Here is a 23,996-nt window from a genome sequence, read left to right on the forward strand (position 1 = left end):
TTCGGGGTGCACTTAGGGCTGCCTAACTCGTAAGCTGTACCGATCGCATTCGCGCCTTACGAGCCGCCCCGGAGTCCACGTGCCAAGCCCCTACCGCGCCCTGTTCGCCGAGCCAGGCACCAAGGCCTTCTCCGCCGCGGGGTTCCTCGGCCGGATGCCGCTGTCGATGATGGGCATCGGCGTGGTCACGATGGTCTCGCAGCTCACCGGCCGCTACGGCCTGGCCGGCGCGCTGTCCGCGACCATCGCGCTGTCCGCGGCCGCGATCGGGCCGCGGATATCCCGGCTGGTGGACCGGCACGGGCAGCGCCGGGTGCTGCGCCCGGCGACCCTGGTCGCGCTCACGGCGGCCGCCGGGCTGCTGCTCGCCGCGTACCTCCGCGGGCCGGACTGGACGCTGTTCGTCTGCGCGGCCGGGATCGGCTCGGTGCCGAGCCTGGGCGCGATGATCCGGTCCCGCTGGGCGGCCCTGTACCGGGGGACGCCGAAGCTGCACACCGCCTACTCGTTCGAGTCGGTCGTCGACGAGGTCTGCTTCATCTTCGGGCCGATCATCTCCATCGGCCTGTCCACGGCCTGGTTCCCGGAGGCGGGGCCCCTGCTGGCCGCGTGCTTCCTGGCCGCCGGCGTCTTCTGGCTGACCTCGCAGCGCGCCACCGAGCCGCAGCCGCACCCGCGGGAGAAGCACGGCGGCGGCAGCGCGCTGCGCTCGCCCGGCCTCCAGGTGCTGGTGGCCACCTTCGCGGCCACCGGCACGATCTTCGGGGCGGTCGACGTGGTCACCGTCGCCTTCGCCGACGAACGCGGCCACAAGGCCGCGGCGAGCCTCGTCCTCGCGCTGTACGCGGCCGGATCCTGCGCGGCCGGGGTCGTCTTCGGGCTGATGCGGTTCGCCGGGGCGCCGGAACGCCGCTGGCTCCTGGGCGTGTCGGCCATGGCCGTGAGTATGATCCCCCTCCTACTGGTCGGAAACCTGCCGCTTCTGGCCGTGGCGCTGTTCGTTGCGGGACTGGCCATCGCGCCGACGATGATCACGACGATGTCCCTCATCGAAGAGCACGTACCTCGCGCGCAGCTCACCGAGGGCATGACCTGGGTGAGCACCGGCCTCGCGGTCGGCGTCGCGCTCGGCTCCTCCGTGGCCGGCTGGGTGATCGACGCAGCCGGGGCGCGCGCCGGGTACGGGGTTCCGGCCGTGTCCGGGGCCGTCGCGGTCGCGGTCGGTTTCCTCGGGTACCGCCGGCTGCGCAGGCCGGCCGTCGGTCGGGGAGGCGTCGTTGAGCACCACGTCGAGCGCGAGGAGCGGAACCTGGCGTAACTGGGGCGGCAACGTCTCCGCCCGTCCCGCGCGCGAGGTGGCGCCGGCCTCGGTGGAGGAACTGGCCGCGGCGGTGCGCCGGGCGGCCGAGGACGGCCTGAAGGTGAAGGCGGTCGGCACCGGGCACTCCTTCACGTCCATAGCCGCCACGGACGGCGTGCTGATCCGTCCGCGGCTGCTGACCGGCATACGCGGCATCGACCGGGAGGCCATGACCGTCACGGTCGAGGCCGGCACCCCGCTCAAGAGGCTCAACGCGGCCCTGGCGCGCGAGGGGCTGTCGCTCACCAACATGGGCGACATCATGGAGCAGACGGTCTCCGGCGCCACCAGCACCGGCACCCACGGCACGGGCCGCGAGTCGGCCTCGATAGCCGCCCAGATCAGGGGCCTCGAGCTGGTGACGGCCGACGGCTCGGTGCTCACCTGCTCCGCGAAGGAGAACCCGGAGGTCTTCGCGGCCGCCCGCATCGGCCTCGGCGCCCTCGGCGTCGTCACGGCGATCACCTTCGCCGTGGAGCCCTTGTTCCTGCTCACCGCGCGCGAGGAACCGATGCCCTTCGACCGGGTCGTCGCCGAGTTCGACCAACTGTGGGCGGAGAACGAGCACTTCGAGTTCTACTGGTTCCCGCACACCGGCAACACCAACACCAAGCGCAACAACCGCAGCGCGGGCCCGGAGCAGCCGGTGGGGCAGCTCGCCGGCTGGTTCGAGGACGAGTTCCTCTCCAACGGCGTCTTCCAGGTGGCCCAGTGGGTCGGCCGCGCGGCCCCGGCCACCGTCCCCGCGATCGCGCGGATCTCCAGCAGGGCGCTGTCCGCGCGGACTTACACGGACATCCCGTACAAGGTCTTCACCTCGCCGCGCCGGGTGCGCTTCGTGGAGATGGAGTACGCCGTCCCGCGCGCGGCCCTGGTGGACACGCTGCGCGAGCTGAAGGCCATGGTCGACCGCTCCGGACTGCGCGTCAGCTTCCCGGTCGAGGTGCGCACCGCCCCGGCCGACGACATCACCCTGTCCACCGCCTCCGGCCGGGACAGCGCGTACATCGCCGTGCACATGTTCCGGGGCACGCCGTACCAGGCCTACTTCACCGCCGCCGAGCGCGTCTTCACCGCGCACGAGGGCCGGCCGCACTGGGGGAAGGTGCACACGCGGGACGCGGAGTACTTCTCCAGGGTGTATCCGCGCTTCGCCGAGTTCACGGCGCTGCGCGACCGGCTCGACCCGGAACGCCTGTTCCAGAACGACTACTTGAGGCGGGTTCTGGGAGCGTAGCGATTAGTTCCGTTTCCGGGGAGTAAGTGAAGTTCGCCACCTCCAAGATCGCCACAGCCCGGTACCGAAGGGCCAAGTCGCACTCCTTGCGAGAAGTTGGGCGGCGCGCCCATCCACGCACATGGTCCAAATGGAGTACTGTTGCGAGCCCTGGGTCCGGTCTCCCACCAGGCTGTCCGTGACCTTGCAGGACCGCCGGGAGGGGGCTAGTTGCACAGGGTGACGGAGTTGGTCACTTAGCGTTGCGAACAGGTAACCGTGCCATAACGGCGGTCCGGGGCCCGCGCCCGACACGCCGGGCAACTCGGCAAGGTTGTGGCAGGCTGCACCCGGGCAGGCCACACTCGACTAGCGGAAGCAGCGACGCACGTGACGTCGGCAGGCACCACCCGGGAGGTCCCCATGCCCGAACTGCGTGTCGTGGCCGTCTCCAATGACGGCACACGGCTGGTGCTCAAGGCTGCCGACGCAACGGAGTACACACTTCCGATCGACGAGCGGCTGCGTGCCGCCGTCCGCGGCGACCGCCCCCGGCTCGGCCAGATCGAGATCGAGGTGGAGAGCCATCTCCGCCCCCGTGACATCCAGGCGCGTATACGGGCCGGCGCCACCGCCGAAGAGGTCGCCCAGCTCGCCGGCATCCCGGTCGACCGGGTCCGGCGCTTCGAGGGACCGGTGCTGGCCGAGCGCGCCTTCATGGCCGAGCGCGCCCGTAAGACCCCGGTGCGCAGGCCGGGCGAGAACTCCGGTCCGCTGCTCGGCGAGGCCGTCCAGGAGCGGCTGCTGCTGCGCGGCGCAGACAAGGACACCGTGCAGTGGGACTCCTGGCGCCGCGACGACGGCACCTGGGAGGTCCTGCTCGTCTACCGGGTCGCGGGCGAACCGCACTCGGCGAGCTGGACGTACGACCCGCCCCGGCGGCTCGTCCAGGCCGTCGACGAGGAGGCGCGCTCGCTGATCGGCGAGTCCGACGACCTCGCGGTGCCGGAGCCGAGCTTCCCGTTCGTGCCGCGCATCGCCCGGCTGCCGCGCGACCGGGGCATGGACCGTGCCCTGGAGCGCAGCGACCGGGAGCGGCCGAGCCTGCCCGCGCAGGCGTCCGAGCCCGCCGAGGAGAGCACCGGCGAACGCGACTCGCTGACCAGCCTGCTGGAGGCGGTGCCGAGCTTCCGGGGCGACCTGGTGGTCCCGGAGCGGCCGGTCGAGGTCTCGGAGGAGCCGCCCGAGGACATCGAGGAGGAGGAGCCCCCGGCGCCCGCGGCGTCGGCCGGGTCCGCCTACGCGGACGTCCTCATGCCGCGCTCGGTGGGCAGCCACCGGGACCGGCTCATCGGCTCCACCGACCGCCAGGCCGAGGCCGACGGCGTCCGCCCCGGCCGGCGCGCGGCGGTACCGAGCTGGGACGAGATCGTGTTCGGCACGCGGCGCAAGAAGCAGGAGTGAACCCGCTGTACGGCCCTGTGAGCCCTCGTACGACCGTGCGATGAATGGGTGGCACGCGCGCGTGCCACCCATTTCGGCCGTCTCCGCCTACCGCGGGCCCGGGCCCACCGCCACCGGACGGGACGGGTCCGAGGACCACTCCGACCAGGAACCGACGTACAGGGCCGCCGGAATGCCCGCGACCGCGAGCGCCAGCACCTCCTGGGCGGCCGACACGCCCGAGCCGCAGTAGACGCCCACCGGAACGTCCGTGGAGACGCCCAGGGCCTTGAAGCGGTCCCGCAGGTCAGCGGCGGGCAGGAACCGGCCGTCCGGCCCCACGTTCTCCGTCGTCGGGGCCGACACGGCGCCCGGGATGTGCCCGCCGACCCGGTCGATGGGCTCCACCTCACCGCGGTACCGCTCCCCCGCGCGCGCGTCCAGCAGCACGCCCGAGCCGGCCAGCGCGGCCGCCTGGTCCGCGTCCAGCAGCCCGGCCGGATCCGGCGCGGGCCGGAAGTCGCCCTCGGCGGGAGCCGGCGTCACGGTCGACAGCGGGCCCTGCCAGGCCGGCAACCCGCCGTCGAGGCACCGCACGTCCGGGTGACCCGTCCAGCGCAGCAGCCACCACGCGCGCGCGGCGGCCCAGCCCACCCCGCCGTCGTAGACGACGACCGGGCGGCCGGTCGACACGCCCGCGCGGCGCATGGCCGCGCCGAACTCGGCCAGGTCCGGCAGCGGATGGCGGCCACGCTCGCCGGGGGCCGAGGCCAGTTCCCGGTCCAGGTCGACGAAGACCGCGCCGGGGATGTGCCCGGCCGCGTACTCGGCCCGGCCGTCGAACTCCGGTTCGCCCGTCGCCTTCGCGAGGCTGAGCCGCCAGCGCACGTCCAGCAGGACGGGCGGGCTGCCCCCCTCGATCTCGTGGGCCAGTTCGGTCGCGCTGATGATGGCTGTCATGGCGTCATCCTTACGTCAGGGGTGGCCGCGGCGTCCAGGTACGGCTACTCTCCCGCCGGGCAGGTCCGATCACCCGGCGTACGGGACCGGGCACGCACTGTACAAATGTCGGACACTCGCCGGCCGTCGTGAAGCAGCGGCGGGAGACGGCGGAGCAGGCATCCTTCCCGGTGCCCCGGGCGGCCGGCGCGGCCCGGCGTGCGGCACCCCGAAGGACGCGGGCCCCGGCGCGGGTGCCCGCGCGCCGGCGGCACACCCCTTCCGGCGAGCGGAAGCGACACGGCCCCCGTGAGGGCCGGGGAGAGAGTGACGGATGACCGAGGCACGGGAGCCGGCCGGCCCGCAGGAACGGCGTGCGCCCGGGACACCCTGCTGGGTGAGCCTGATGGTGCACGGGCCGGCCGTGACCGAGAGGTTCTACGGGGCCCTGTTCGGCTGGGAGTTCCGGCCCGGCCCGCAGCAGCTCGGCCCCTACGTGCGGGCGCTGCTCGACGGCCACCAGGTGGCCGGCATCGGCCACCTGCCGCCGGACCGCCGGCTGCCGGTCGCCTGGACGCCGTACTTCGCCTCCAGGGACGTGGACGCCACGGCCGACCAGGTCCGGCTGTGCGGCGGCACGGTCGCCGTGGGCCCGCTGGACGCGGCCGAGTCCGGGCGGATGGCCATCGCCGCCGACCCCTCCGGGGCGGTGTTCGGCATCTGGCTGGGCGCGGCCCACCTCGGCACGGCGATCGGCGGCGTCCCGGGCACCCCCGTCTGGAACGAGCTGCTCACCTACGAGACGTCCGTCGTCGCCAAGTTCTACGAGACGGTCTTCGGCTACGAGGAGGAGCCGGAGGTCTCCGCCGGCCGCGACCACGTCACCCTGCGCGCCGGCGGCCGTCCGGTGGCCGGCCTGAGCGGCCTGGGCCACGCCCTGCCCGGCGACCGCGGCGCCCACTGGCTGACGTACTTCCAGGTCGCCGACACCGGGGAAACGCTGCTCCAGGTCACCGAACTCGGCGGCCGCGTCCTCGCCGCGCCCCACGACACCCCGCACGGCCGGGTCGCCACGGTGGCGGACCCGGAGGGGGCGGTGTTCTCCGTGGTCGAGGCGCCGCGCTGAGCCGGCCGGCGGGACGCTCGCCGGGGTCAGTCCGCCGTGACCGGCAGCACGTCCGGGGACAGGGCCGCCGCGCGGGAGGTCGCGGCGGTCATGCGGCGGCGGTGGTGGCGGCGGCACAGCACCTCGTAGCCGATCTCGCCCGCCGCGTGGTTGACGTCGCCGACGACCACCTGGGCGCCCTCCACGACCATCTCGCCGCCCACCGTGCGGGCGTTGTGGGTGGCGCGTGCGCCGCACCAGCACAGGGCCTCGACCTGGAGGACCTCTATGCGGTCGGCCAGTTCCACGAGGCGCTGGGAGCCGGGGAAGAGCTTGGAGCGGAAGTCGGTGGTGATGCCGAACGCGTAGACGTCCAGGCCGAGGTCGTCCACCACGCGCGCGAGCTGGTCGATCTGCTCCGGCGCGAGGAACTGCGCCTCGTCCGCGATGACGTAGTCCGCCCGGCCGCCCTGGGAGAGGTGGTCGACGAGGTAGGCGTACAGGTCCTGGCCGTCCTCGACCTCCACCGCGTCGGTGACCAGGCCCAGCCGGGACGACAGCTTGCCCTCGCCCGCGCGGTCGTCCCGGGTGAAGATCACGCCGACGAGGCCGCGCGTGGAGCGGTTGTGCTCGATCTGCAGAGCCAGGGTCGACTTCCCGCAGTCCATGGTTCCGGAGAAGAACACCAGCTCGGGCATGAGGGGATGAGCACCTTTCGGCGGGGTCGGGCAGGGGGTTTCAGGAGCGTACTTCGAGCAGCGGGACGAGCTGCTCGGCGGGGGTCATCGAGCCGTGGTTGCCGACCAGCGCCGATTCCTTGGGCTCCCGCCGGGAGGCGATGACCAGGACGTCGTCGTGCGCGGCCGCGATCACGTCGCCGAGCCGGGCGTACACGCGCTCGTCGACGCCCGGCCCGAACCAGCCGGCCTCGATCGCCTCGTCCCGCGAGGCCACCCAGAACTGCTCGCCGAGCACCTCGCGCCAGACGGTCAGCACGTCGGCCTCGGCGCCCGGCACCGCGTACACGTGCCGCGCCCGGCCCTCGCCGCCGAGCAGGGCGACGCCGGCGCCCAGCTCCCAGTCCTCGTCGAAGTCGATGCGGTGCTCCTCGTCGAACGGCACGTCGACCATGCCGTGGTCGGCGGTGACGTACAGCGCGCTGCGCGGCGGGAGCTGCTCGGCGAGGCGCTGGGCGAGCCGGTCGACGTACATGAGCTGGCCGCGCCAGGTGTCGGAGGCGACGCCGTAGCGGTGCCCGGCGCCGTCCAGCTCGGCGTAGTAGGTGTACACCAGCGAGCGGTCGCCGGCGGCCAGTTGCTCGGCCGCAAGGTCCATGCGGTCCTCGCCGGTGAGCCTGCCGTGGAAGGTGCCGCCGCTCAGCGCGACCTTGGTCAGCGGAGTGCTCGCGAAGGTGGGCGAGGACACCTGGGCGGCGTGCACACCGGCGTCGTGGGCCAGTTGGAACACCGTGGGGTACGGCTGCCAGGGGCGGGGCGGGGCCCACGGCTGCCAGCGGAGCTGGTTCATCAGCTCGCCGGTGTCGGGGTTGCGCACGGTGTAGCCGGGCAGGCCGTGCGCGCCGGGCGGCAGACCGGTGCCGACGGAGGCCAGGGAGGTCGCGGTGGTGGCCGGGTAGCCGGCGGTGAGCGGGCGGCCGGTGCCGCCGCGCGAGCTGCCGAGCAGCGAGTTGAGGAAGGGCGCCTCCTCGGGGTGCGCCCTGAGCTGCTCCCAGCCGAGCCCGTCGACCAGGAAGACGCAGACCCGGTCGGCCGGGGTCAGTTCCCCGATCGTGGCGGTCATGCCGGGGACGCCGAGGCCCGCGGCCAGGGTGGGCAGCAGGTCGGCGAGCGAGCCGCTGCCGTACTGGGGCAGCGGCGCGGTGTCCAGGGCGAGGGGCTCCGGGTGGTCCCAGGCGGGCAGCTGCGCCATCAGCGCGTGATGTCCGCGGTCGCCTCGGAGATGGCCTGGGCGAAGGCGAGCGCCTGGCGCACCGTCTCGGGGCCGTCGCCGGCCTCGCTCACCCGCAGGCTGAGGTCGTCCGCCGTGGAGCTGCCCGTGTAGCCGTGGTCGGCCTCGCAGTTGGGGTCGCCGCAGGCGGCGGGCTCCAGGTCGATGCGGCTGACCGCGCCCCAGCCGATGGTCAGCACGATCTCGCGGGGCAGGGTGCCGGGCTTGTACTGCTCCGGGTTGGCGACCACCCGGCTGACCACGACGGACGAGATCCGGCCGAGTTTCACGGACTCCGTGGAGGTGGTGGCGTACGGCGTCGGGGAGGTGGTGTCGGCGGCCTGCTCGTCGGTGTGGCTGACGATGAAGCGGTTGCCGGTGAGGACCAGCACGGTCACGTGCCGGCGGACCTCGTTCTGGTCGAACGTCGTCTCCTGGTGGACCAGGTACGACCGGATGGGTTCGCCGCCCACTGCGGCCTCCACCGCCTCGGCCACGAGGGCCGGGTAGTAGCCGCTGCGCTCGATCGCCGCGCGCAGCCCCTGGGTCGTCGTACTGGTCTTGGCCATGGCGTCCATCCTAATCCGTGGGCAAGGGCGGTCCGGGCCAGTCGCCGCCACCCGCGACGGCCCGGCCCGCCCGCGCGCGGGCGCCGTGCCGCGGGCCCCGGCGGACGGCCCGGCCGCGCCCCCGTCCCTAGGGCCTTTCCGACGATTCGCGTCGGATCAGCCCGCGGCGTCCGGTGCCGTGCATCGCAAGGCGGAGGGTCGCCCTCGTACTGGACGCACCTGGGCGCACCCGACAACGCGGCGAGGTGCGGCGCCAGGCGTCGCGGGCCCGGCGGGAATCGTCAGACAGGCCCTGGGGCCCGGCGCTCCCCCGCTCAGTACGCCGGCATGGTGCGCGGGCCGTGGTCGTCGCGGGCGGGCGGCGGCGCGAGGCGCACGGTGGCGCCGAGGACGCTCACGCCCCGCTGGGCGACGACGACCGGCTCCAGGGTGACGGCGACCACCTCGGGGTGGTCGTCCACCAGCCGGGACACGCGCAGCAGCAGCCGCTCGAGCGCGGGGGTGTCCACGGGTGCGGAGCCGCGCCAGCCGAACAGCAGCGGTGCGGTGCGGATGGAGCGCACCAGCGAGGTCGCCTCCCGGTCGGTGACCGGGACCAGGCGGTGCGCGGTGTCGTCGAGCAGTTGCGAGGCGGCCCCGGCGAGTCCGAAGGACAGCACGGCGCCGGCCGCCGGGTCGATCACCGCGCGTACGACCGTGTCGACGCCCCTGGGCGCCATGCCCTGCACCACCGGCCGCAGCTCGTCGGGCTTGCCGAACAGCCCGGTCAGCTCGGCGTACGAGCGGCGCAGCTGCTCCTCGTCCGCCAGGTCGAGGCGCACCCCGCCGAGGTCGGCCCGGTGCCGCAGGTGCGGGGCGGTGGCCTTGAGGGCCACCGGGTAGCCGAGGGTGCGGGCGGCCTCGGCGGCCGCGTCGGGGGTGGGCGCGGGCAGGGCGCGGCGGACCGGGACGCCGTACTTGCCGAGCAGCTCGCAGGTCTCCGCCTCGCCGAGGGTGAGTCCCTGGCCGCGTTCGAGAAGGACGCCGATCAGCTCGGCGGCGCCCTTCTCGTCGATGTCGTCGTACTCCGGGACCTTGCCGGGGTCGGTGGCGTCGCGGCGCCACTGCCCGTACTTCACCGCCTCGGCCAGGGCGCGGACGGCGCGCTCGGCGGCCGGGTAGGCGGGGATGAGGCGGGTTCCGTCCCCCGGCTGAGAGGCCGGCGCCTCGGGAGCGGCGGGCACCTCTGCCGCTGCGGGGCCCTCTGCCGCCGCGGGCGTCTCGGGAGCGCCGGGCGCCACGTCGGGCGGCCGCCGGTCGGGGCTCGACGGGCCGGTGCCGTCCGCGGTGCCCAGTGCCCGGGCGGGCCGGGGCACGGCGTTCGTGGCGCCAGGCGCCTGCGGGGCCGTGCTCGCCGCGGCCGACAACGCCTGCGCGAGCCCGCCGAGTTCCACGTGCACCACCAGCACGGGCTTGCCGGGCGTCCCGGCCGCCGCAGACCGCAGCGCCTCCGCCAGTTCCGCGTCGCCCGGCGAGCCCTCCCCGATGGCCGGGATCGCCGTGACCACGACCGCGTCGCACGTGTCGTCGGCCAGCGCCCGGGACAGCGCGCGGTGGAAGTCCTCCGCCGTCGCGCCGGTCGTCAGGTCCAGCGGCGGCGAGGGCCGCAGTCCCTCCGCGAGGCAGCGGTCGTACGTCAGCAGGCCCAGCGACTCGGAGTTGCCGAGGATGGCCACCCGGGGCCCGGCGGGCAGCGGCTGCCGGGCCAGCAGCAGGCCCGCGTCGACCAGCTCGGTGATCGTGTCGACCCGGATGACGCCGGCCTGCCGGAGGAGCGCGGACACGGTCGCGGGCGGCAGCCGCGTGGCCCGTACCGCGTGGCCCTGCGGCGCGGATCCCGCGCTCTGCACCACGACCAGTGGTTTGGCCGCGGCCGTGCGCCGGGCGAGGCGGTTGAACTTGCGGGGGTTGCCGATGGTCTCCAGGTACATGAGGACGACGTCGGTGTCGGGGTCGTCGTACCAGTACTGGAGGACGTCGTTGCCGGAGACGTCGGCCCGGTTGCCGGACGACACGAAGGTGGAGACGCCCGTGACGCCCGTGACCCCTCCCCCGCGCCGGTGCAGCCGGGACAGCAGGGCGATGCCGATGGCGCCGGACTGGGAGAACAGCCCGATGCGGCCGGGCCGGGGCATCTCGGGGGCCAGTGAGGCGTTCAGCCGGATCCCGGGCGCGGTGTTGATGATCCCGAAGGCGTTGGGGCCGATGATCCGCATGCCGTACGCGCGCGCCTGCCGCACCAGGGCCCGCTGCCGCTCGCGCCCCTCGGGCCCGCTCTCGGCGTACCCGGCGGACAGCACCACGAGCCCCTGCACCCCGTGTTCGCCGCACTCGTCGACGACCGCGGGCACGTGCTCGGCCGGGACGGCGACGACGGCGAGGTCCACGGGCTCCGCGATCTCCCGCACCGAGCGGTGCGCGGGCACCCCGTCGACCTGGTCGACGTCCTCGGGGAACGCCTTGTTGACGGCGTGCAGCCGACCCGGATAGCCGGCCTCCCGGATGTTGCCGAGGACGCTGCGGCCGACGCCGCCGGGCGCGCGGCCGACGCCTACGACGGCGACGGAGCCGGGCGCCAGCAGCCGGCGCACCGAGCGCGCCTCGGCGCGCTGCTCGCGCGCGAGCTGGACGGCGACCGAGCGGTCGGTGGGCTCGAGGTCGAACTCCAGGCGTACGACGCCGTCCTCGAAGCTGCGTTTCTGGGTGTACCCGGCGTCCGTGAACACCTTGATCATCTTGGTGTTGGCGGGCAGCACCTCGGCGGCGAAGCGCCGGATGCCCCGCTCGCGGGCGACGGCCGCGACGTGCTCCAGCAGCGCGGAGGCGACCCCGCGGCCCTGGTGGGCGTCCTGGACCAGGAAGGCGACCTCGGCCTCGTCGGCGGGCGCGGAGGAGGGCATGCCGTCGGTGCCGATGCGGTCGTAGCGTACGGTTGCGATGAACTCGCCGCCGACGGTGGCCGCGAGTCCCACCCGGTCCACGAAGTCGTGGTGCGTGAAGCGGTGGACGTCCTTGGCGGACAGGCGTGGGTAGGGCGCGAAGAAGCGGTAGTACTTGGACTCGTCCGAGACCTGCTCGTAGAAACTGACCAGGCGGTCGGCGTCGTCGACGGTGATGGGCCTGATGCGCGCGGTGCCCCCGTCGCGCAGCACCACGTCCGCCTCCCAGTGGGCGGGGTACTCGTGCCGGTCCTGCCGGTCCGCCGGGCTCTGCATGGGCCCCAGGGTACGGCTCGCGTCGGACGGCGTCGCGAGGCAGTCTGTGGGGGACGACAGCCGGACCGAGGCCGCGGTCAGGCGAAACACCCCGGCGGGACACGGGACCGCGCGGGGCATGCTTCGCGATATGGGAAACTGGTCTAGACAACCTGAACACCGAAGGGCAGCAACACATGGCTGAGCGCCGCGTCAACATCGGCTGGGCCGAGGGCCTCCACGCCCGCCCCGCCTCCATCTTCGTCCGAGCCGCCACGGCCACAGGCGTCCCGGTGACGATCGCCAAGGCCGGGGGCGACCCCGTCAACGCGGCCTCCATGCTGGCCGTCCTGGGTCTGGGCGCCCAGGGCGGGGAGGAGATCGTCCTCGCCTCCGACGCCGAGGGCGCGGACGCCGCGCTCGACCGGCTGGCCAAGCTGGTCGCCGAGGGCCTCGAGGAGCTGCCCGAGACGGTCTGACCGCCGGCTCGCCGACAATTCCTGAGCCGTGCCGCCCTTTCCGGGTGACACGGCTCAGGCATTTCACCGGACATTCAAGAGGAGCCGGAAATCCGGGCAGCGAGAACAACCCGCCGCCGAATTACCTCCTCTTTGTATACGGCGCCCGTGTTAATGCCGTGGGCCCGACATGTTTACGGCATGTTGCGAAGTCCTCACACGGTCCGGGCCGGCCCCGCCCCCGGAAAAACGCAGCCGGTGCGCGGCCGTCGTCCGCTCGGTGTGCAGGGCCGTGATCGCACGCGCGCGTTCGCCGTCGCCGCGCGCCACCGCGTCCGCGATCGCGCCGTGCTCGGCCCACAGGTCCACCGGGCTCGGCGGGGCCGCCACCGCGTACATCCAGGCGATCTTGTGCCGCAACTGCGTCAGCGCCGACGTCAGCGAGGGGCTGCCCGAGGCCTGGGCGAGCGTCTCGTGGAACCAGCCGCCCAGCGCGCGCAGATCCTCGCTGTTGCCCCGCCTGGCCCGCTCCTGACCCAGCTTGACCAGGCCGCGCAGCACCTTCAGATGGGCCTCGGTGCGCCGCTGGGCGGCCCGGGAGGCGCCGAGCGGCTCCAGCAGCACGCGCATCTCCAGCAGGTCGGCGGCCTCCTGCTCGGTCGGCTCGGCCACGCACGCGCCGGCGTGCCTGCGCGTCACCACGAAGCCCTCCGCCTCCAGGGTGCGCAGGGCCTCGCGGACGGGGACGCGCGAGACGCCGTAACGGCGGGCCAGGACTTCCTCGGTGAGCCGGCCGCCGCGCTCGTGGACACCGGCGACGATGTCGTCCCGGATCGCGGTGCACACCGTGTGCGCCGGAATACGCATGACCGACCTCCGCCTTCAATCCCCGTGAAACGCCGACGATGGACGTGTTGACCTGTGACTCTATTCCAATGCCGTGGAATTTCCGACGGCGGGCCGGAATCCATGCCTGTTTTTTGGACAGCGGGTCCGGTGGGCACCGGGGAAAACGGCGAAAGCCCCGGCTCGGCGAGCCGGGGCTTTCGGTTGCGTGCGGCGAGATGTCAGACGTGCACGCCGTGCTTGCGGAGATAGGCGACGGGGTCCACGTCGGAGCCGTACTCGGGGGTGGTGCGCGCCTCGAAGTGCAGGTGCGGGCCGGTGACGTTGCCGGTCGCGCCGGACAGGGCGATCTGCTGGCCGGGGATCACCTTCTGGCCCACCGTGACGCCGATGGACGACAGGTGGCCGTACTGGGTGTACATGCCGTCGGCCATCCGGATCACGATCTGGTTGCCGTACGCCCCGCCCCAGCCGGTGGAGACGACGGTGCCGGCGCCGACCGCGTGCACCGAGGTGCCGCTGGCGGCGTGGAAGTCGATGCCCGTGTGCGAGCCGGACGACCACAGGGAGCTGCTGGCCTGGTAGGCCGTGGAGACGTACGAGTGCACGATCGGGGCGACGAACGCGTTCAGGCGCTTGCGCTCGGCCTCACGGGCGGCGCGGGCTGCGGCCGCGCGCTCCTTCTTCGCCTCCTCGACGGCCGCCTTGGCGGCGGCCTCCTCGGCCGCCTTCTGCTCGGCGGCCCGGGTCTGGGCGGCGGCCTGCTCGTCGATCTGCGCGGCGACCTCGTCGCTGACGGTGATGACCGGGGTGAGGCCGCTCTGCTCGACCGGCTTCTCCGCGGCGAACGCCGGGGAGGCGGCGAGGGTGCCGATGACACCGGTGGTGGTGAGGGCGGCGACACCCGCCGCCTGAGCGGTGGTGCGCTTGACGCGGCCGGGCTTGCGGTGCTTCCCGGAGGCGCACATGAACGCCATGAAGTGGCTGGTCCTTTCCTTCCCTCTCGCCTACCGGGTTAGCTGACGGGTTCGGAGCAGGAAGGTCTCCTACGGACCCCCTCGCTCGCGCGCGGGCGTCCGATTCACCCCAGGGATCACGATGGGTCCCCGGCTCCCCTGGCTCGCGCCGTACGGGGACTCGGCGATGGCTGTCCGGTGCCGCGGGTGCGGCGCACTGCCTGACGGACAGCCCGGAAGACGCTAAGCGGCCCGGTCTCCGGCGCCCAAACGAATCCGGGCTTTTGTAGCGCATCCCACAGGGCAGACAGGCAACCTCCGCCTCAATTCGGACATTGGAACAAAGGCGGCTCACCCGTTTCGGGAAGGGCCGCGTACGCGAAGGGGACCTGACGGCCCGTCGGCCGCCGGGTCCCCCGCGCGCGTGTGACCGTCCGGCCCTACTCGGCGGCGACGACGGTGACTTCGCCGATGCCGAGCGCCCGCACGGGCTCCTTGATCTGCGACGCGTCACCGACGAGGACGGTCACCAGGCCGTCCACCGGGAAGGCGCTGACGACCGCCGCGGTGGCCTCCACCGTGCCGGTGGCCGCGAGCTGCTGATACAGCGTCGCCTGGAAGTCGTCGGGCAGGTGCTGCTCGACCTGGTCGGCCAGGGTGCTCGCGACGGCCGCCGCGGTCTCGTACTTCAGCGGCGCCACGCCGACCAGGTTCTGCACGGCGACGTCCCGCTCGGCGTCGGTCAGGCCCTCGGCCGCGAGGGTGCGCAGTACCTTCCACAGGTCGTCGAGCGCCGGACCGGTGTTCGGGGTGTCCACGGAGCCGCTGATGGCGAGCATCGCGGCGCCGGTGCCGTCCGGGGCGGACCGCAGGACCTGCCCGAAGGCGCGCACGCCGTAGGTGTAGCCCTTCTCCTCGCGCAGGACGCGGTCCAGCCGGGAGGTGAGCGTGCCGCCGAGGCAGTAGGTGCCGAGCACCTGGGCGGGCCACACCCGGTCGTGCCGGTCGGGGCCGATCCGGCCGATGAGCAGCTGCGTCTGGACGGCGCCGGGCCGGTCGACGATGACGACACGGCCGGTGTCGTCGGCGGTCACCGGCGGCACCGGACGCGGCTCGGCGGCGGTGCCGGACCATGCGCCCAGGGTGTCGGTGAGCAGGGCGTCCAGGTCGGTGCCGGTGAGGTCGCCGACCACGACGACGGTCGCCGTGGCGGGACGCACGTGCCGGTCGTAGAAGGCGCGCACCGCGGCCGCGTCGATCTTCTCGACCGTCTCCTCGGTGCCCTGGCGCGGCCGCGACATGCGCGCGGTGGCCGGGAACAGTTCCTTGGAGAGCTCCTTCGCGGCCCGGCGCGAGGGGTTGGCCAGCTCGTGCGGGATCTCGTCCAGCCGGTTGCGCACCAGGCGTTCGACCTCGCTCGCGGCGAACGCGGGGGCGCGCAGGGCGTCGGCGAGCAGGCCCAGGCCCTTGGCCAGGCGGGAGGCCGGCACCTCGAGGCTGAGCCGGACGCCGGGGTGGTCGGCGTGCGCGTCGAGCGTGGCTCCGGCCCGCTCCAGCTCGGCGGCGTACTCCTCGGCCGAGTGCTTGTCGGTGCCCTCGGAGAAGGCCCGCGCCATGATCGTGGCGACGCCGTCCAGACCGGCCGGCTCTGCGTCCAGGGGCGCGTCGAGCAGCACCTCGACGGCGACGACCTGCTGGCCGGGGCGTTGGCAGCGCAGCACGGTGAGGCCGTTGTCCAGCGTGTCGCGGTCGGGGGCCGGGAACGCCCAGGGCCTGGCCTCGCCCGGCTGCGGCTGGGGGTGGAAGTCCATCGGGGCGAGCTCGCTCACTTGGCCGTCTCCTCGTTGTCGTGTCGGCCCTCCACGGTCGCCTCCGCCTCCGGGTCCTCGGGGACGTCTGCGTCCTCGACGGTCTCCGGGGACTTGGGCTCGTACACGAGGACGGCGCGGTTGTCCGGGCGCAGGCGTGCCTTGGCGACCGCCTGCACCTGCTCGGGGGTCACCTCCAGGACGCGCTCGACGGCCGTCAGGGCGAGCTGCGGGTCGCCGAACAGTACGGCGAACCGGCACAGTTCGTCGGCGCGGCCGGCGACCGTGCCCAGCCGGTCCAGCCACTCGCGCTCGAGCTGGGCCTGGGCGCGCTCCATCTCCTCGGGCGTGGGGCCCTCCTCGGCGAACCGGGCCAGCTCCTCGTCGATCGCGGCCTCGATCACCGGCACCTCGACGTCGCCGGAGGTCTTCACGTCCAGCCAGCCGAGCGAGGGCGCGCCGGCCAGCCGCAGCAGGCCGAAGCCGGCCGCGACGGCCGTACGGTCGCGGCGCACCAGCCGGTTGTAGAGCCGGGAGGACTCGCCGCCGCCGAGGACGGTCAGGGCCAGGTCCGCCGCGTCCGCCTCGCGGGTGCCGTCGTGCGGGAGCCGGTAGGCGGCCATCAGGGCGCGCGCCGGGACCTCCTCCTCGACGACCTCGCGCAGCTGGCCGCCGATGACCTCCGGCAGCGAGCCGTCGCGGGGCGCGGGCTTGCCGTCGTGGCCGGGGATGGAGCCGAAGTACTTCTCGATCCAGGCGAGGGTCTGCTTGGGGTCGATGTCGCCGACCACGGACAGCACCGCGTTGTTGGGCGCGTAGTAGGTGCGGAAGAACTGGCGCGCGTCCTCCAGGGTGGCCGCGTCCAGGTCCGCCATGGAGCCGATCGGCGTGTGGTGGTAGGGGTGGCCCTCCGGGTAGACCAGGGCGGTCAGCTTCTCGAAGGCGGTGCCGTAGGGAACGTTGTCGTAGCGCTGGCGGCGCTCGTTCTTGACGACGTCCCGCTGGTTCTCCATGGACTCCTCGTCCAGGGCGGCCAGCAGGGAGCCCATGCGGTCGGCCTCGAGCCAGAGCGCGAGCTCGAGCTGGTGGGCCGGCATGGTCTCGAAGTAGTTGGTGCGCTCGAAGCTCGTGGTGCCGTTCAGCGAGCCGCCGGCGCCCTGCACCAGCTCGAAGTGGCCGTTGCCCGTCACCTGCGCGGAACCCTGGAACATCAGGTGCTCGAAGAGGTGAGCCAGGCCGGTACGCCCCTTGACTTCGTGGCGGGAGCCGACGTCGTACCACAGGCAGACCGCCGCCACCGGAGTCAGGTGGTCCTCGGAGAGCACCACGCGAAGACCGTTGGCCAGGCGGTGCTCGGTCGCTGTCAGGCCCCCGGAGCCTGCCTCGGCTGTGGTCGTGTGACCCATGGGCATGTACGTCCCTTCGCGAGCGGAGGCGGTTGATGGAAACCGCGGTTTTCCTGCCGGTCCTGCCACTGTATGCAAGCGTGCGCGGCCTCGGCGAAGTTCCCGCCGGACGTACGCCCACAGCGGATCGCGTAGCCTGCGTCCCGCGTGCCGTGGGACGACTTCCCGGCACCGGGCCGGACCGCGGGGGACCGGGTCGCGGCCCGGGTTGTCAGTGCCGCGGTCCACAATGGTCCGCGTCAGGTCCGTCAACCGCGAGCGAACAGAAATCTGGAGGAGCCGGCAGCGATGGCCCGCCGCAGCACGAAGACCCCGCCGCCCGACGATTCGTACGAGGAGAGGATCCTCGACATCGACGTCGTGGACGAGATGCGTGGCTCCTACCTCGAGTACGCGTACTCGGTCATCTACTCGCGCGCCCTGCCGGACGCCCGTGACGGACTCAAGCCCGTGCACCGCCGGATCGTCTACCAGATGAACGAGATGGGCCTGCGCCCCGACCGGAGCTACGTGAAGTGCGCCCGCGTCGTCGGCGAGGTCATGGGCAAGCTGCACCCGCACGGCGACTCCTCGATCTACGACGCCCTGGTGCGCATGGCGCAGCCGTTCTCGATGCGCGTCCCGCTGGTCGACGGCCACGGCAACTTCGGCTCGCTGGGCAACGACGACCCGCCGGCCGCCATGCGGTACACCGAGTGCCGCATGACCGAGGCGACGAGCCTGATGACCGAGTCGATCGACGAGGACACGGTCGACTTCGCGCCCAACTACGACGGCCAGGAGCAGGAGCCGGTGGCGCTGCCGGCCGCCTTCCCGAACCTGCTGGTCAACGGCTCCTCGGGCATCGCGGTCGGCATGGCGACGAACATGCCGCCGCACAACCTGCGCGAGGTCGTGGCGGCGGCCCGCCATCTGATCAGGTACCCGAACGCGGACCTGGACGCGCTGATGAAGCACGTCCCGGGCCCCGACCTGCCCACCGGCGGCCGGATCGTCGGCCTGGACGGCATCCGGGACGCGTACGCGTCGGGACGCGGCACGTTCAAGATCCGGGCGACGGTCGCCGTCGAGGCCGTGACCGCCCGCCGCAAGGGCCTCGTCGTGACCGAGCTGCCCTTCGCGGTCGGCCCGGAGAAGGTCATCGCCAAGATCAAGGACCTGGTCAACTCGAAGAAGGTCCAGGGCATCGCCGACGTCAAGGACCTCACCGACCGTGAGCACGGGCTGCGCCTGGTCATCGAGATCAAGAACGGCTTTGTGCCGGAGGCGATCCTGGAGCAGCTCTACAAGCTGACGCCGATGGAGGAGTCCTTCGGCATCAACAACGTCGCGCTGGTCGACGGCCAGCCGCTCACGCTGGGTCTGAAGGAGCTGCTGGAGGTCTACCTCGACCACCGTTTCGACGTGGTCCGGCGCCGCAGCGAGTTCCGCCGCGGCAAGAAGCGCGACCGGCTGCACCTGGTCGAGGGCCTGCTCACCGCCCTGGTCGACATCGACGAGGTCATCCGGCTGATCCGGTCCAGCGAGAACTCCGCGCAGGCCAAGCAGCGCCTGATGGAGCGGTTCTCGCTGAGCGACGTCCAGACGCAGTACATCCTCGACACGCCGCTGCGCCGGCTCACCAAGTACGACCGCATCGAGCTGGAGGCGGAGAAGGACAAGCTCACCGCCGAGATCGAGGAGCTGACCCGGATCCTGGAGTCGGACGCGGAGCTGCGCAAGCTGGTCTCGGCCGAACTGGCCGCCGTGGCCAAGAAGTTCGGCACCGACCGGCGCACGGTCCTGCTGGAGTCCGCGGGCACGCCGGTGGCCGCGGTGCCGCTCCAGGTCGCCGACGACCCCTGCCGGGTGATGTTGTCGTCGACGGGTCTGCTGGCCCGTACGGCGACCGACGAGCCGTTCGCGGATGCGGGCGGCGCCAAGCGCGTGAAGCACGACGTGATCCTCTCGGCGGTCCCGGCCACGGCGCGCGGCGAGATCGGCGCGGTGACCTCGGCGGGCCGGCTGCTGCGGATCAACGTCGTCGACCTTCCGCAGCTGCCCGCGGCGGCGACGGCGAACCTGTCCGGAGGGGCGCCGCTGGCGGAGTTCGTCTCCCTGGAGGACGACGAGACGGTGGTCTGCCTGACCACGCTGGACGAGTCGTCCCCCGGCCTCGCGCTCGGCACGGCGCAGGGTGTCGTCAAGCGAGTGGTGCCCGACTACCCGTCCAACAAGGACGAGTTGGAGGTCATCACGCTCAAGGAGGGCGACCGGATCGTCGGCGCGGTGGAGCTGCGCACCGGCGAGGAGGACCTGGTGTTCATCACGGACGACGCACAGCTTCTGCGCTTCCAGGCGTCCGCCGTGCGCCCGCAGGGCCGCCCGGCCGGCGGCATCGCGGGCATCAAGCTGGCCGAGGGCGCCAAGGTCATCTCCTTCACGGCGGTCGACCCGGCCGTCGACGCGGCGGTCTTCACGGTGGCGGGCTCGCGCGGCACGCTGGACGACTCGGTGCAGACGACGGCCAAGCTGACCCCGTTCGACCAGTACCCGCGCAAGGGCCGCGCCACCGGCGGCGTGCGCTGCCAGCGGTTCCTGAAGGGCGAGGACTGCCTGTCGCTGGCCTGGGTGGGCCCCGTCCCGGCACGGGCGGCGCAGAAGAACGGCACCCCGGTGCAGCTCCCGGAGCCGGACCCGCGCCGCGACGGCTCGGGCACATCGCTGCCGAAGACGGTGGCGGTGGTCGCGGGGCCGGTGGCGTAGGGGGCCCGCCCGCACGCACCTGCGGCCGCTACGCCCCGCAGGTGTCCGTGCCCGGCTCCTCCTCGGAGCCGGGCACGTAGCGCAGGACGCCCCACATGCCGTGCTCGTCGGCGCGCGGGGCGTCGTTCCCGCACGCCTCGAGTTCCTTGTGGAGGGCGTCCGCGTCGATGCCCGCGCCGATCAGCACGAGCTGGGTGCGGCGGGAGCCGGCCGCCGGCCAGGGCTCGGGCCGGAAGCGCAGGAACCGGCCCACGGCGTGCACGGCGTACCGGTTGAGGGTGTCGTACGGCCCGAAGTCGACGTATCCCTTGATCCGGTAGAGCCCCTCGGGGCGGCTCTCCAGGAAGCGCATCAGCCGGCGGGGGTCCATCGGCGGCCCGGAGGCGAAGGACAGGCTGTCGTAACCGGTGTGCAGGTGGCCGGCGTGGTCGTCGTCGCGGTGCTCGTGCAGGTCGTCGAAGGAGAGCTGGCCGATGCGCTCCTCGCTCGGCCGGCAGTCGAAGAGGAACTCCGGGTCGACGCGGCCGTAGGTGGCGGGGAGCACCGCGGCCCGGTCGGTGAGCGAGCGGACCAGCGCGAGCACCCGGTCGGCGTCCGGCGCCCGGTCCAGCTTGTTGACCACGACCAGGTCGGCCAGGGCGAGGTGCCGGTCGATCTCGGGGTGCCTGGTGCGGGTGTCGTCGAACTCGGCGGCGTCGACGACCTCGACGAGACCGCCGTAGACGACCCCCGGGTGCTCGCTGGCCAGCACCATCCGCACCAGTTCCTGCGGCTCGGCGAGTCCGCTGGCCTCGATGACGATGACGTCGACGCCGGCGGCGGGCGCGGCGAGCCGGTCCAGGTAGACGTCGAGTTCGCTCGCGTCGACGGCACAGCACAGGCAGCCGTTGCCGAGCGAGACGGTCGAGTCGCCGAGGGCGCCGGCCACCGCCATCGCGTCGATCTCGATGGCGCCGAAGTCGTTGACGATCGCCCCGATGCGGCTGCCTCCGCTGTGGTGCAGCAGGTGGTTGAGGAGCGTGGTCTTCCCGGAGCCCAGGAATCCGGCGAGCACGACCACCGGGACCTGCTGCGGGCTGCGGCTGTTGGCCGGGCTGTTCCCCAACGGGCGACCTCTCTCATGCGGACGCGCACGCCGGATCGTGTCCCGGCGCGCGGACGGAAACTGACTGAGCGACCAGGATACGAGCGGGCAGAAACCCGGCGAAGTGAACGATTGTCGGCAGGCCACGCCGGGCACACGTTGGACAAGGCGCCGGAGTGTGCGACCCTCGCATCCCTCTGTGCGCCTTCTCTCCGCCTCCCCGCCGGTCAGAGCCGCTCGGCACCCTGGGAGACGGCAAGCGCCGCCCTTAGCTCGCCGGTCCCCTACCGTCGACCCGCACTCCGACGACCGGCGGACGGCCGCCTGATTCGGGGGTTGACATGGTCACACAAATGTTTGGTTCCCAGGGGCCGTCGCGTATGGCGGCCGCCCTCGCGCTCTCGGTGGCCGGCACCGTGACCTCGTTCCTCGTCCACCGCCGAGCCGTGGACGCGCTCTCCCGCGCCGGCGTCGAAGTGCTGCGCCGTCTGGACGCCCTCGAGGAACAGCGCCGGGAGGCCTCCCGGCACGAGGACCGCGTCGAGTACCAGCGGGAACACCGGCGGCTGCTGCTGACCGCGATGGAGGACCGGGATCTGCTGCCCCTGCTGGACGCGTACGAGGGCGATCTGCCGCCCGAGGTCCAGAAGCAGTACCTGTTCGCCAACACCCTGTACGTGCACGCCGTGCACGGCTACCGGATCGGGCTGTTCGGCGGGGCCGAACTGCGCGGGCACCTGCGGGGTCTCTTCCAGAGCCGGACGATGCGCGCCTACTGGGAGGCCACCCGCCATCACCGTGCGACCCTGCCGGCCGACTCGGAGGAGGCCCGGATCGGCCGCATGACCGACGACCTGCTGGCCGAGCTGGACGACGCGGACACCGACGAGTGGTGGGTGGTGGGCGGCGCCGGGGACGACTGACACGGTGTCACCCCGCGTTCTGACAAGATAATTCACCGGGATTCACTCGTTCGGCGGTCGAAGTCCGTCCCCGGAGCGCGATCAGTGCGGCTAGGTTGTCCCCACCTGCCTGGCGCACACCCCACTCGCCTCCCCAGCAGGCCCTCCACGTCCTCGCCGCCCCGGGCGCACCCCTTCCGGCGGCCGGCCGGGGGCAGCCACTGACCGTGAACCAACCAAGGACCGGGATCCACTTGAAGATCGTGCGCCGCATCGGTGTCCCACCTCGTGACAGAGGCAGCGTCAACGGGCAGACCTGCCCGGACATCTTTGAACTGCAGGACGGCAGTTTCGCCGTGATCGGCACCGACCGGACGGCCCAGCTCGACGCCGAGCTGCCCGCCGACGCGGCACGCGCCGACCACGAGCGCATCGTGGTGATCGACCGCGAGACGCTGCTGCGCGCCAAGGCCGACATCCCGGACACCTGAGGCCTCCCACCCGGACGACGCCGAACCCACGGCACTCTCCCCGCCGGTCCGGCGGCCGCGGGGTGCCGGGAGCCGTGCGCTGGATGCCCAGGGGCGCCCCGGGCAGGTGCCTGATCGGCGCCGGCTCGGCTGTCCGCGGCGCGGGGGCGGCGCGGGCTCGGGGTCGACTCGGGCGCGGTGCGGTGCGGTGCGGTGCGGTGCGGGCTCGGCTTGGGCTCGGCTTGCCCGGCCTGGGGACAGCCAGGGGTCGGTCGCGGGCCGGCCGGGGGCCGCGGGGCGTCCTCGTCGTCTCAGGCCGCCGGCGGCACCGCGACCGGAGGCACCGCGACCGGCGGCTCCGGACCGACGTACCGCGCGACCGGCCGGATGATCTTCGGGTCCGCCGCCTGCTCCAGGATGTTGGCGCTCCAGCCCACCACCCGGGCGGCCGCGAAGGTGGGGGTGAACATCTCCCGGGGCAGACCGCACAGTTCCATGACCACGCCCGCGTAGTACTCGACGTTGGTGTGCAGTTCACGGCCCGGTTTCAGCTCGGCCAGAACCGCCTCGACGTGCTTCTCGACCTCGACGGCCAGGTCGACGCGCGGGCCGCCGAAGCCGAGGGCGATCTCCCGCAGCATCCGGGAACGGGGGTCCTCCGTGCGGTAGACCGCGTGGCCGAAGCCCATCACGCGGTCACCGGCGAGGACCCGCTCCCTGATCCAGGCGTCGGCCCGGTCCGGCGTTCCGATGGCGTCCAGGGTGTCGAGCGCACGGCTCGGCGCCCCGCCGTGCAACGGTCCGGACAGGGCGCCCACGGCTCCCACGAGACAGGCCGCCACATCGGCGCCCGTCGAGGCGATCACCCTTGCGGTGAACGTCGACGCGTTGAAGCCGTGGTCGATCGTTGAGATCAAGTATTGCTCGACAGCACGGGCCCGCCGCGGATCCGGCTCCTCGCCCGTGAGCATGTACAGGTAGTTCGCCCCGTACGGCAGGTCCTCGCGGGGCTCCACCGGCTCCAGGCCCCGCCCGAGCCGGTGGAGCGCGGTCAGCAGCGTGGGCACGGCCGCGCAGGCGGCGATCGTGTCGGCACGCCGCTGCTCGGGGTCCGTGTCGTAGACCGGGCGGAACCCGCGGGCGGCTCCCAGCAGCGACAGCGCGGTGCGCAGGCCTGCCAGCGGCCCGGAACCGCGGCCGGCCGCCGCGACGGCGGGCAGGGCCGCGCGGACCTCGTCGGGCAGCCGGCGCAGCTTCGCCGTCTCGGCCGTGAAGGACGCGGCCCGCTCGGGCTCCGGCAGGGCACCGTGCACCAGGAGGTGCCAGACGTCCTCGAAACCGCGGGTCCGCGCGAGTTCCACGGCCGAGTACTGCCGGTAGTGGTAGAAGCCCTCGGTACCCCGGACATCCCCGACTCGGGTGTCGGTGACGACGACCCCCGCGAGGCCACGCGGGACCTCGACCCGGGGTGCGGTCCTGTTGACGGGCATGGCGCCTCCTCTTTCGACT

General features: G+C 73.2%; 19 protein-coding genes and 1 riboswitch. Of the genes, 8 read left to right on the plus strand and 11 right to left on the minus strand.

The window, feature by feature from the left end:
* The first annotated feature begins 79 nt into the window (after positions 1-79).
* The 3 genes from ACFQ9Z_RS08420 to sepH all read left to right on the plus strand — a co-directional run bounded on the left by ACFQ9Z_RS08420 (position 80) and on the right by sepH (position 4,040).
* On the plus strand, positions 80-1,318 hold the full coding sequence (locus ACFQ9Z_RS08420; RefSeq protein WP_383012799.1) for an MFS transporter: 1,239 nt from the start codon (positions 80-82) through the stop codon (positions 1,316-1,318).
* Complete coding sequence (locus tag ACFQ9Z_RS08425; protein ID WP_383012802.1) at positions 1,278-2,597, plus strand: D-arabinono-1,4-lactone oxidase; 1,320 nt, start codon at positions 1,278-1,280, stop codon at positions 2,595-2,597. The genes ACFQ9Z_RS08420 and ACFQ9Z_RS08425 overlap by 41 nt, the downstream gene beginning before the upstream one ends.
* A gap of 402 nt (positions 2,598-2,999) precedes the next feature.
* Positions 3,000-4,040, plus strand: coding sequence for a septation protein SepH (gene sepH, locus ACFQ9Z_RS08430; protein WP_365294558.1), 1,041 nt, complete (start codon positions 3,000-3,002; stop codon positions 4,038-4,040).
* Between the two features lie 87 nt (positions 4,041-4,127).
* Here sepH and ACFQ9Z_RS08435 read toward each other — a convergent pair whose 3' ends face one another.
* Positions 4,128-4,979 carry a sulfurtransferase gene (locus tag ACFQ9Z_RS08435; RefSeq protein ID WP_383012807.1) on the minus strand — a complete coding sequence of 284 codons (852 nt, stop codon included), beginning with the start codon at positions 4,977-4,979 and terminating at the stop codon, positions 4,128-4,130.
* Positions 4,980-5,292: 313 nt separating this feature from the next.
* On the opposite strand from ACFQ9Z_RS08435, the gene ACFQ9Z_RS08440 reads away from it, so the two are divergent.
* Positions 5,293-6,084: a VOC family protein gene (locus ACFQ9Z_RS08440; RefSeq protein WP_383012810.1), complete on the plus strand. Its 792-nt coding sequence runs from the start codon at positions 5,293-5,295 to the stop codon at positions 6,082-6,084.
* 26 nt (positions 6,085-6,110) lie between these two features.
* Here ACFQ9Z_RS08440 and ACFQ9Z_RS08445 read toward each other — a convergent pair whose 3' ends face one another.
* The 4 genes from ACFQ9Z_RS08445 to ACFQ9Z_RS08460 form a co-directional block, all read right to left on the minus strand.
* Positions 6,111-6,761 (minus strand): thymidine kinase, encoded by a 651-nt coding sequence (locus ACFQ9Z_RS08445; RefSeq protein WP_358936626.1) that lies wholly within the window; start codon positions 6,759-6,761, stop codon positions 6,111-6,113.
* 40 nt (positions 6,762-6,801) lie between these two features.
* Positions 6,802-7,992, minus strand: coding sequence for an alkaline phosphatase family protein (locus tag ACFQ9Z_RS08450; protein WP_383012814.1), 1,191 nt, complete (start codon positions 7,990-7,992; stop codon positions 6,802-6,804).
* Positions 7,992-8,588, minus strand: coding sequence for a DUF5998 family protein (locus ACFQ9Z_RS08455; RefSeq protein WP_383012817.1), 597 nt, complete (start codon positions 8,586-8,588; stop codon positions 7,992-7,994). Before ACFQ9Z_RS08455 ends, ACFQ9Z_RS08450 begins: the two co-directional genes overlap by 1 nt.
* A gap of 305 nt (positions 8,589-8,893) precedes the next feature.
* Positions 8,894-11,833, minus strand: coding sequence for a GNAT family N-acetyltransferase (locus tag ACFQ9Z_RS08460; RefSeq protein ID WP_383012820.1), 2,940 nt, complete (start codon positions 11,831-11,833; stop codon positions 8,894-8,896).
* 176 nt (positions 11,834-12,009) lie between these two features.
* Here ACFQ9Z_RS08460 and ACFQ9Z_RS08465 point away from each other — a divergent pair, with 176 nt between their 5' ends.
* A complete protein-coding gene (locus ACFQ9Z_RS08465; RefSeq protein ID WP_383012822.1) occupies positions 12,010-12,291 on the plus strand; it encodes an HPr family phosphocarrier protein in 282 nt (93 codons plus the stop codon).
* A gap of 150 nt (positions 12,292-12,441) precedes the next feature.
* On the opposite strand, the gene ACFQ9Z_RS08470 is transcribed toward ACFQ9Z_RS08465, so the two are convergent.
* From ACFQ9Z_RS08470 to ACFQ9Z_RS08485, 4 genes are all read right to left on the minus strand, one after another.
* A complete protein-coding gene (locus tag ACFQ9Z_RS08470) occupies positions 12,442-13,137 on the minus strand; it encodes a GntR family transcriptional regulator (protein WP_383012825.1) in 696 nt (231 codons plus the stop codon).
* Between the two features lie 200 nt (positions 13,138-13,337).
* Positions 13,338-14,093: a M23 family metallopeptidase gene (locus ACFQ9Z_RS08475; protein WP_383012828.1), complete on the minus strand. Its 756-nt coding sequence runs from the start codon at positions 14,091-14,093 to the stop codon at positions 13,338-13,340.
* A gap of 12 nt (positions 14,094-14,105) precedes the next feature.
* Positions 14,106-14,269, minus strand: a riboswitch (cyclic di-AMP (ydaO/yuaA leader).
* A gap of 243 nt (positions 14,270-14,512) precedes the next feature.
* Positions 14,513-15,901 (minus strand): M16 family metallopeptidase, encoded by a 1,389-nt coding sequence (locus ACFQ9Z_RS08480; protein ID WP_383012831.1) that lies wholly within the window; start codon positions 15,899-15,901, stop codon positions 14,513-14,515.
* Positions 15,898-17,292, minus strand: coding sequence for a M16 family metallopeptidase (locus tag ACFQ9Z_RS08485; RefSeq protein ID WP_383012834.1), 1,395 nt, complete (start codon positions 17,290-17,292; stop codon positions 15,898-15,900). The genes ACFQ9Z_RS08480 and ACFQ9Z_RS08485 overlap by 4 nt, the downstream gene beginning before the upstream one ends.
* Before the next feature lie 282 nt (positions 17,293-17,574).
* On the opposite strand from ACFQ9Z_RS08485, the gene ACFQ9Z_RS08490 reads away from it, so the two are divergent.
* The gene (locus tag ACFQ9Z_RS08490; RefSeq protein ID WP_383012837.1) at positions 17,575-20,031 is read left to right on the plus strand and encodes a DNA topoisomerase (ATP-hydrolyzing) subunit A; all 2,457 of its coding nucleotides are present in this window, start codon (positions 17,575-17,577) and stop codon (positions 20,029-20,031) included.
* A 28-nt stretch (positions 20,032-20,059) separates the two neighbouring features.
* On the opposite strand, the gene ACFQ9Z_RS08495 is transcribed toward ACFQ9Z_RS08490, so the two are convergent.
* Positions 20,060-21,136, minus strand: a complete 1,077-nt coding sequence (locus ACFQ9Z_RS08495; protein WP_383012840.1) for a CobW family GTP-binding protein — start codon at positions 21,134-21,136, stop codon at positions 20,060-20,062.
* 332 nt (positions 21,137-21,468) lie between these two features.
* Here ACFQ9Z_RS08495 and ACFQ9Z_RS08500 point away from each other — a divergent pair, with 332 nt between their 5' ends.
* Complete coding sequence (locus ACFQ9Z_RS08500) at positions 21,469-22,038, plus strand: DUF6082 family protein (RefSeq protein ID WP_383012843.1); 570 nt, start codon at positions 21,469-21,471, stop codon at positions 22,036-22,038.
* A 233-nt stretch (positions 22,039-22,271) separates the two neighbouring features.
* Positions 22,272-22,508 (plus strand): hypothetical protein, encoded by a 237-nt coding sequence (locus ACFQ9Z_RS08505; RefSeq protein WP_383012846.1) that lies wholly within the window; start codon positions 22,272-22,274, stop codon positions 22,506-22,508.
* A gap of 290 nt (positions 22,509-22,798) precedes the next feature.
* Here ACFQ9Z_RS08505 and ACFQ9Z_RS08510 read toward each other — a convergent pair whose 3' ends face one another.
* Positions 22,799-23,977, minus strand: a complete 1,179-nt coding sequence (locus ACFQ9Z_RS08510) for a citrate synthase (protein WP_383012849.1) — start codon at positions 23,975-23,977, stop codon at positions 22,799-22,801.
* Positions 23,978-23,996: the final 19 nt, after the last annotated feature.

The organism is Streptomyces sp. NPDC056580 (assembly GCF_042793175.1).
GTDB lineage: Bacteria > Actinomycetota > Actinomycetes > Streptomycetales > Streptomycetaceae > Streptomyces.